Raw genomic sequence first — 8,965 nt, forward strand, 5'->3', positions numbered from 1 at the left:
CGCCGCAGAGCTGTTTGCTCAGCCAGACATCGACGGCGCGCTGGTTGGCGGCGCATCACTGAAAGCTGACGCTTTCGCCGTGATCGTCAAAGCCGCTGCCCTGGCGAAAAAAGCCTGATTTTATCCGGCCTGAAATAACAAAACCCCGGCATGCCGGGGTTTTTTATGGCTAAAATTTGGCGATCAGCGCTTGCTGATTTCGTCAAAGATCCCGCCGGTGGCAAAGTGCAACTTCTGCGCTTCAGTCCAGCCGCCAAAGGTATCATCCACGGTGAACAGCTTCAGTTTTGGGAACTGCTCGGCAAATTTGGCCGCTATGGCTGGGTCACGTGGGCGGTAGTAGTTCTTGGCCGCAATGGTCTGGCCTTCCGGTGAATACAGATGCTTCAGGTAAGCCGTAGCCACATCACGGGTGCCGCGTTTATCAACCACCTTATCCACCACCGATACCGTCGGTTCGGCCAGGATGGATTCGCTCGGGGTGATGATTTCGAACTTGTCTTTGCCCAGCTCTTTCTCTGCCAGCAAGGCTTCGTTTTCCCAGGCGATCAGTACGTCACCGATGCCGCGTTCAACGAAGGTATTGGTTGCGCCACGTGCGCCGGAATCCAACACTTCCACATTACGGTACAGCTCTTTGACGAACTCCTGAGCCTTGGCTTTATCGCCACCGTTCTGGTGCAGGGCGTAACCCCAGGCAGCCAGATAGTTCCAACGGGCACCGCCAGAGGTTTTCGGGTTCGGGGTAATAACCGACACGCCGGGTTTCACCAGGTCAGCCCAATCATGGATCTGTTTTGGGTTACCCTTACGCACCAGGAAAACAATGGTCGAGGTATAAGGTGCCGAGTTGTCTGGTAGGCGCTTGATCCACGCTTTATCAATACGACCACGTTCGGCAATAGCGTCCACGTCGTAAGCCAGCGCCAGCGTGACCACATCCGCTTCGATACCGTTAATCACCGAGGTCGCCTGCTTGCCGGAACCGCCGTGTGACTGACGCACGGTCACCCGATCGCCGGTCTGCTGCTGCCAAAACTTACCAAACGCCGTGTTATATTCCTGGTAGAACTCACGCGTTGGATCGTATGAGACGTTCAGCAGTTGAATATCTTTTGCTATGGCACCCGATGCCAACAGCAGTAAAGTCAGACCCACACCCCATTTTTGCATTGCCGTTCCCCCAGAAAATGACGCAACCTCAAACGGTTGATTTAGCATCAAAGCCTGCCAGAAACTTCCCTCACAATTAAAGAATAAAAAATGTGGTACTAGACCATTCTGGAATATAGCGATATCAGACAACAAAAAGCCCCCAAAACGGGGGCTCCAGATTGATGACCAAGTAGCAATGCTGCTGAATTTGTAGAGACGAACATGTTCGACCGTAGGGGTGCCGCATGCTGCGCCCGTTTAACAGCATCAGGGCCGGAGTTAGTACAGCTCTTTCGCCGTTTCCAGCCAGTCACCTTTGAACGGACGCTTCATGTTTTCGATCGCGTCAACGATGTCGTGGTGCACCATCTTCTCGTTCTGGATGCCTACACAACGGCCACCATAACCTTGCAGCAGCAGGTCGATGGAGTACGCGCCCATGCGGGAAGCCAGAATACGGTCATACGCTACAGGTGAACCACCACGTTGAATGTGACCCAATACGGTTGCACGGGTTTCACGCTTGGTTTCCTGCTCGATATGGCGCGCCAGCTCGTCGATGTCACAGATATGCTCGGTGATCGCCACGATGGCGTGCTTTTTGCCTTTGGCAATACCGGCTTTGATTTCGTTAACCAGATCGTCACGGCTGAATTCGATTTCCGGCAGGACGATAAACTCACAACCACCGGCAATGGCCGCTGCCATGGTCAGGTCGCCACAGTAACGCCCCATCACTTCCACGATGGAAATACGTTGGTGTGATGAGGAGGTATCACGCAGGCGGTCAATCGCTTCAACCACGGTTTCCAGCGCGGTGAAGAAACCGATGGTGTAGTCAGTACCCGCAACGTCATTATCGATAGTGCCAGGCAGACCGATACAAGGGAATCCTTCTTCGGTCAGGCGCTTCGCCCCCATATAGGAGCCGTCACCGCCGATCACCACCAGCGCATCAATGCCGCGGTTTTTCAGGTTTTCAATCGCCTTGGCGCGCACGCTGTCATCCCTGAACTCTGGAAAACGCGCAGAACCCAGGAAGGTGCCGCCGCGGTTGATCATGTCAGACACGCTATAACGGTCTAATTGCTCCATGCGATCTTCGTACAAACCAAGGTAGCCATCATAAATACCAAATACTTCCAGACCTTCTGTGAGCGCAGCACGCACAACGCCACGAATGGCAGCGTTCATACCTGGGGCGTCACCGCCACTCGTCAGTACACCGATTTTCTTGATCATGACTACCTCTGAACTGTAGATGCAATTTCTTAAGAATTCTGTATTCGCCGATTACCCTGGTATCTCTCCAACGGCGGAAAACCAGCTTTACGGCTTTTATTGCTGGATATTATAACAAAAACACCCAGCTGAATTGATTCAGGTCACGCAACATCAAGGAAAAAACTTCACATGGCACGGCGTGCTAACACCGCCATTTCTCAATCCACCCAACATTGACCTATGTCAGTTGATTATAGTTCCCAATGGCCCTGTCGGCCTTGAGGAACAACAGAACAGGGATCCTGGTGAATAATCACATCGGCCCCTGGGAAACGATGCAACAATGCCTGCTCCACTTGTTCCGCCAGAATATGCGCCTGCATCAACGGCAGGGTATCTTCCATTTCCAGATGCAACTGGATAAACCGCGTTGGCCCTGACTGGCGCGTACGCAGATCGTGCGCGCCTTTCACTCCCGGCCAAGACGATACCACATCGATAATTGCCTGACGCTCTTCATCCGGCAAGGCTCGATCCAGCAGGGATTGTACCGCCTCATAACCCATACGCAGCGCGCTATAGAGAATATAAACCCCAATGCCCAAGGCAAACAGCGCGTCCGCACGGTGAAATCCGTACCAGCTTAGCCCAAGTGCTATCAAAATAGCACCATTCATCATTACATCTGACTGATAATGCAGCATATCGGCACGCACTGCCTGGCTGCGCGTTTTTCTTACTACCCAACGTTGATAGGTCACCAGGATGAGAGTGCTAATCAACGCAATGATAGTCACTGCCATCCCAATACCCGGGGCATTCAGGGGCTGCGGGGAATACAGATGCTGGAAGCCGGTCAAGAACAGGAACAGGGCAGAACCGGAGATAAACATGCTTTGCGCCAGTGCCGCCAGCGACTCGGCCTTGCCATGGCCAAAGGTGTGCTCTTCATCAGCCGGCTGCAACGAGTAGCGCACCACCAACAGGTTGGTTAACGATGCGGCAATATCCACCAACGAGTCCACCAATGCCGCCAACAGGCTGACCGAGCCGGTGAGATACCAGGCAACGATCTTGATCAACAGTAGCACGGAGGCCATTCCGGTGGCGGCTAAAGCAGCGGACTGCACCAGCCGCGCGTATTGCTGTTCCATAAAAAACCCCAACCAAAGTTTATGGGCTTCAGTATAACGGAATGCGGGGTAAAAAAAGTCCCGCCATCATTGCGGGATGCTTGTCAGTAAAGCAAAAAAATCTGGCAAAACGTGCAGTAATGTCGCTCTCCCCAGATAAGTATTCATAAGGTATCCGGGTTTGAAGGCGTCCACATAGTGTCCACACTCAACCGTTTTTGAAAAACCGAAACCTTTCAGAATAAAATTAATCCATTGTTTTTTAAGTAAATTAATTTTATCGAAATGAAAAAAAACCCCCTCATCATGAGGGGGAAGACAGGGATGGTGTCTATGGCAAGGAAAAACAGGGGATTACTCAGTCATACTCAACTTCTGGGCAGAAGTTTGCTGCAAACCAGAAATCTGTTGCTTCATCTGCTGCACACGCTGCTGATGCTTCTGGTCTAAAACACTTTTTTGCTCTGGCGTCAGCAGGTTATACATTTGGTTGCGTACCCGGGCCATTTCGACCTGGCGCTTAACCTGTTCCTGAGCCATCTTTTCCGCCTGAGCCTGCACGGCGGCTTCATCAAATTTATCTGCGGTGACCAGCTTATGCATGGTTTCCACTTCATCTACATTAACACCAGGCAAATCGTAGCGTGCCTGGCGCATCAAATCGCGCATTTGCTGGCGTTGCTGCTCGGTCAAGCGGACGCCGTCGAACATGTGATTCTGGCCAAGTGCTCTCAACAGTGCATCATTAGCAGGAGGTTGGACAGTTTCCGGTGTAGTATCAGCAGCAAAGGCAGCGGTAGAACCTAATGCCAATATTGATGCCATAACTACTGCGGTCACCTTAACCATTTTTACTCCTCGAGCTTTCTCACTTTGCGAATCAACGAGGAGCAGTGTATCGCTGCACCTGCAAACATGCGTCAGTGCATGTAAAACTACGTAAAGTCATGGAATGGCAACAGTTGATGACGTATTTTGCGTCAGGAGGTAAATCACATATGAATAAAATTCTGTTAGTTGACGACGACCGCGAGCTCACCTCGCTGCTGAAAGAACTGCTTGAAATGGAAGGCTTTAACATCGTTGTGGCCCACGACGGTGAACAGGCGTTGTCGTTACTGGACAGCTCCATCGATCTGCTGTTGCTCGATATCATGATGCCGAAGAAGAACGGTATCGATACGCTGAAAGAATTGCGTCAGCACCACCAGACGCCGGTGATCATGTTGACCGCTCGCGGCAGCGAATTGGACCGGGTACTTGGCCTGGAACTGGGCGCGGATGACTATCTGGCAAAACCCTTTAACGATCGCGAACTGATTGCGCGCATCCGGGCCATTCTGCGCCGTTCCAACTGGAGCGAACAGCAGCAGAATGTCGATACCAGCGCACCTACGCTGGACGTTGACGGCCTGCAGCTGAACCCTGGCCGCCAGGAAGCCAGCTTCGATGGGCAGGTGCTGGATCTGACGGGCACTGAATTTACCCTGTTATATCTGCTGGCACAGCATCTCGGCCAGGTAGTTTCCCGTGAGCTCCTCAGCCAGGAAGTGCTGGGCAAACGCCTGACGCCGTTCGATCGCGCCATTGATATGCATATCTCCAACCTGCGCCGTAAACTGCCAGACCGCAAAGACGGGCATCCTTGGTTCAAAACCCTGCGCGGACGGGGCTATTTGATGGTGTCTGCAGCATGATCAACAGCTTGACGGCACGCATCTTCGCCATTTTCTGGTTCACATTGGCCCTGGTGCTGATGTTGGTGTTGATGGTGCCCAAACTCGACTCCCGCCAAATGACCACGCTGCTGGAAAGCGAGCAGCGGCAGGGGTTGATGCTGGAACAGCACGTCGAGGCCGAACTGCAAAACGATCCGGCCAACGACCTGATGTGGTGGCGACGCCTGTTCCGCGCCATCGAAAAATGGGCACCGCCGGGCCAGCGCCTGCTTTTGGTAACCAGTGAAGGGCGAGTGATCGGCGCACAGCGCAACGAAATGCAGATTGTGCGCAACTTTATCGGCCAGTCGGACAACTCCGATCAACCGCAAAAGAAAAAATATGGCCGCGTAGAGCTGGTTGGCCCGTTCTCGGTGCGTGATGGTGAAGACAACTATCAGTTGTACCTGATCCGTCCAGCCAACAGCTCGCAGTCCGATTTTATCAACCTGATGTTCGACCGCCCGCTGCTGCTGCTGATCGTCACCATGCTGATCAGCGCCCCGCTGTTGCTGTGGCTGGCCTGGAGCTTGGCCAAACCGGCACGTAAGTTAAAAAACGCCGCTGATGACGTAGCACGTGGCAACCTTAAGCAACACCCTGAACTGGAGGCTGGCCCGCAGGAATTCCTCGCCACCGGGGCCAGTTTCAACCAGATGATCAGCGCGCTCGAAAGGATGATGACGGCTCAGCAACGGCTGATCTCCGATATCTCCCACGAATTACGCACCCCGTTGACACGCCTGCAGTTAGCGACCGCTCTGATGCGCCGCCGCCACGGTGAAGGCCATGAACTGGCGCGTATCGAAACCGAAGCCCAACGGCTGGATTCGATGATTAACGATCTGCTGTTGCTATCCCGTGGCCAACAGAAAAGCGAGCTGGTGCGCGAACTGCTGAAAACCAACGATCTGTGGGCCGACGTGCTGGACAACGCCAGTTTCGAAGCCGAACAGATGGGCAAACAGCTGGAGGTCACCTCCCCTCCTGGCCCATGGACGATTTACGGCAACGCAGGCGCCCTGGACAGCGCACTGGAGAATATTGTGCGTAATGCCCTGCGTTACTCCAATACGCGCATTGCGGTGGCATTCAGCGCCGATAATCAGGGGATCACCATCGTGGTGGATGATGACGGCCCAGGCGTCAGCCCGGAAGATCGGGAACAGATTTTCCGGCCGTTCTATCGCACCGATGAAGCTCGCGATCGCCAATCCGGCGGCACCGGGCTGGGTTTGGCCATCGTTGAGTCCGCCGTCAATCAGCATCGCGGCTGGGTGAAAGCGGAAGACAGCCCGCTGGGTGGCCTGCGTTTAGTGTTGTGGTTACCGCTGCATCAGCGTTAATCGCCAGCACCCAAAGATTTTGCTATTCTGCGCCCCTCGTCATGAGGGGCTTTTTACATGCTGAATATCGTTTTATTTGAACCTGAAATTCCACCGAACACCGGCAACATCATTCGCCTGTGCGCCAACACCGGTTTCCAACTGCATCTGATCGAACCTATGGGCTTCCCGTGGGATGACAAACGCCTGCGCCGTGCCGGGTTGGATTATCATGAATTTGCCTGCATCAAGCGCCATGCCGACTATGCCGCCTTCCTCGCCAGCGAAAATCCACAACGGCTGTTTGCCCTCACCACCAAAGGCACACCAGCACACAGCGCAGTCAGCTATCAGGCTGGGGACTATCTGCTGTTTGGCCCGGAAACCCGTGGCCTGCCTGCCAGCATTCTGGACGCGTTGCCCGCACAGCAGAAGATCCGTATTCCTATGCAGGCCCAAAGCCGCAGCATGAACCTGTCCAACGCCGTCTCGGTGGTGGTTTATGAAGCCTGGCGTCAACTGGGTTATGCGGGCGCGCAGCTCAAAGAATAACCCACATTGGGCGATCGCCTGCCAGCCAGACATCGCCCGATCGCCGCCCTGCCAAATTTGTGATCGTCAACACCCGCACCCGCTGAATTTTGCCATGCTCCCCCTTCCTCCGGCAGCCAATCGAAGGTTCCTTCCCTGGCGTCTCTTTAGACTCCCTGTTCATCCGTGGTCTCTGCGTTCTACGTCACCACGCCAACAACAACAAGGATAACAAGATGAACAACGCCATTCTGCTAGGGATACTCTGGCACCTGGTCGGAGCGGCCAGCGCGGCCTGCTTCTACGCGCCATTCAAACAGGTCAAAAACTGGTCTTGGGAAACCATGTGGTCGATCGGCGGCTTCGTTTCCTGGCTGATCCTGCCTTGGGCCATCAGCTATATGCTACTGCCCGATTTTTGGCAGTATTACGGCTCATTCAGCGCCGCCACCCTGCTACCGGTGTTCCTGTTTGGTGCCATGTGGGGGATCGGTAATATCAACTATGGCCTGACCATGCGCTATCTCGGCATGTCGATGGGGATTGGTATCGCCATCGGCATCACGTTGATCATTGGCACACTGATGACACCGCTGTTGCAGGGCCGCTTTGAACTACTGTTCGGCACTGCCGGTGGCCGCCTGTCGCTGGTTGGGGTGTTTGTGGCGCTGGTCGGCGTGGTGATCGTCAGCTATGCGGGCCTGCTGAAAGAGCGAGCCATGGGCATCCGCGCCGAGGAGTTCAACCTCAAGAAAGGGCTGACGTTGGCGGTGATGTGCGGCATTTTCTCCGCTGGCATGTCCTTCGCCATGGACGCGGCCAAACCGATGCATGAAGCCGCCGGAGCACTGGGCATCGATCCATTGTACGTTGCCCTGCCGAGCTATGTGGTGATTATGGGCGGCGGTGCGCTGATCAACCTGGGCTACTGCCTGATCCGCCTGGCTACCCTGAAGAATATCTCGGTGAAAGCCGATTTCTCACTGCCGAAAAAACTGCTGCTCGCCAACGTACTGCTCTCAATGCTGGGCGGTCTGATGTGGTATCTGCAATTCTTCTTCTACGCCTGGGGCCACGCCAAGATCCCGGCACAATACGACTACATGAGCTGGATGCTGCACATGAGCTTCTACGTACTGTGCGGTGGTATCGTCGGGCTGCTGCTGAAAGAGTGGAAATGCGGGACCAGAAAGCCGGTGGCGGTACTGTCCCTCGGTTGTCTGGTGATCATCCTGGCGGCCAACATTGTTGGCCTTGGCATGGCAGCCTGAGGACGAGCTAGCCAATAAACCGCTGGCGATACTCGCGCGGGGTCATTCCGGCCTCGCGTGTGAACACCACTGAAAAGTAGTTACTGTCCTCAAATCCGCATCGGGCGGCAATATCGCTGATGCGGTATTCGCTACGGCGTAGCAGACGCTTGGCCTGGCATAAACGGAGCTGGCGCAGATAGTGATTGATAGTCATACCGGTTTGCTGGCGGAACAACAGCTTCAGCGCCCGTTCGGTCAGTTGATGCCGTTGGCAGAATGCGGGCAGATCAAAGTCGCCATCGATGCCGCTTTGCAACGCTGCCATCAACAAGTCCAGCTGTTCCCCGTCCGGCAACATATGTACGCAGTCCACCGCATAGCGATAGCGTTTGAGCACGATCGCCAACTGCAACAGCAAGGCTTCAGTCAACTGGATCGATAACGAATCGGTTTTACGGCTCTCCTGTGAAAGCTGGGCGATAATCGGCCGGGCCTGCGTCATGCCTTGGGTAGAGAGCCGCCAGTAGCGCTCGCTGGAGGTATCAAACGGCGGCAGCAGGCTTTCCCACTGGGCATTCAACCGCAGGCGCTCCGGGCAATAGATAATATTATCCAGCACCAGATCG

At 54.5% G+C, this 8,965-nt stretch carries 10 protein-coding genes; 5 read left to right on the plus strand and 5 right to left on the minus strand.

Translation table 11 applies throughout. The features are described 5' to 3' along the window. Positions 1-118: triose-phosphate isomerase (locus ACLQ7H_RS23515; protein WP_411754759.1), on the plus strand; the 118-nt coding region annotated here is incomplete at its 5' end. Between the two features lie 65 nt (positions 119-183). Here ACLQ7H_RS23515 and ACLQ7H_RS23520 read toward each other — a convergent pair. The 4 genes from ACLQ7H_RS23520 to cpxP all read right to left on the minus strand — a co-directional run bounded on the left by ACLQ7H_RS23520 (position 184) and on the right by cpxP (position 4,361). Continuing rightward, positions 184-1,173, minus strand: coding sequence for a sulfate ABC transporter substrate-binding protein (locus ACLQ7H_RS23520; RefSeq protein WP_411754750.1), 990 nt, complete (start codon positions 1,171-1,173; stop codon positions 184-186). A 261-nt stretch (positions 1,174-1,434) separates the two neighbouring features. Next, on the minus strand, positions 1,435-2,397 hold the full coding sequence (gene pfkA / locus ACLQ7H_RS23525; RefSeq protein WP_411754751.1) for a 6-phosphofructokinase: 963 nt from the start codon (positions 2,395-2,397) through the stop codon (positions 1,435-1,437). A gap of 233 nt (positions 2,398-2,630) precedes the next feature. Then, positions 2,631-3,533, minus strand: a complete 903-nt coding sequence (fieF, locus tag ACLQ7H_RS23530; protein WP_411754752.1) for a CDF family cation-efflux transporter FieF — start codon at positions 3,531-3,533, stop codon at positions 2,631-2,633. Positions 3,534-3,866: 333 nt separating this feature from the next. Continuing rightward, positions 3,867-4,361 carry a cell-envelope stress modulator CpxP gene (gene cpxP, locus ACLQ7H_RS23535; RefSeq protein ID WP_411754753.1) on the minus strand — a complete coding sequence of 165 codons (495 nt, stop codon included), beginning with the start codon at positions 4,359-4,361 and terminating at the stop codon, positions 3,867-3,869. Positions 4,362-4,510: 149 nt separating this feature from the next. On the opposite strand from cpxP, the gene cpxR reads away from it, so the two are divergent. The 4 genes from cpxR to rhaT all read left to right on the plus strand — a co-directional run bounded on the left by cpxR (position 4,511) and on the right by rhaT (position 8,357). Next, positions 4,511-5,209, plus strand: a complete 699-nt coding sequence (cpxR, locus tag ACLQ7H_RS23540) for an envelope stress response regulator transcription factor CpxR (RefSeq protein WP_411754754.1) — start codon at positions 4,511-4,513, stop codon at positions 5,207-5,209. After that, complete coding sequence (gene cpxA / locus ACLQ7H_RS23545; RefSeq protein ID WP_411754755.1) at positions 5,206-6,576, plus strand: envelope stress sensor histidine kinase CpxA; 1,371 nt, start codon at positions 5,206-5,208, stop codon at positions 6,574-6,576. Before cpxR ends, cpxA begins: the two co-directional genes overlap by 4 nt. A 57-nt stretch (positions 6,577-6,633) precedes the next feature. After that, positions 6,634-7,107, plus strand: a complete 474-nt coding sequence (trmL, locus tag ACLQ7H_RS23550) for a tRNA (uridine(34)/cytosine(34)/5-carboxymethylaminomethyluridine(34)-2'-O)-methyltransferase TrmL (RefSeq protein WP_411754756.1) — start codon at positions 6,634-6,636, stop codon at positions 7,105-7,107. 215 nt (positions 7,108-7,322) lie between these two features. Continuing rightward, a complete protein-coding gene (rhaT, locus tag ACLQ7H_RS23555) occupies positions 7,323-8,357 on the plus strand; it encodes an L-rhamnose/proton symporter RhaT (RefSeq protein ID WP_411754757.1) in 1,035 nt (344 codons plus the stop codon). Between the two features lie 7 nt (positions 8,358-8,364). Here the strand turns inward: rhaT and ACLQ7H_RS23560 are convergent. Beyond that, the coding region (locus ACLQ7H_RS23560) for a helix-turn-helix domain-containing protein (RefSeq protein ID WP_411754758.1) at positions 8,365-8,965 on the minus strand (601 nt) is incomplete at its 5' end.

Source organism: Serratia sp. (in: enterobacteria) (assembly GCF_046715635.1).
Taxonomy (GTDB): Bacteria; Pseudomonadota; Gammaproteobacteria; order Enterobacterales; family Enterobacteriaceae; genus Chania.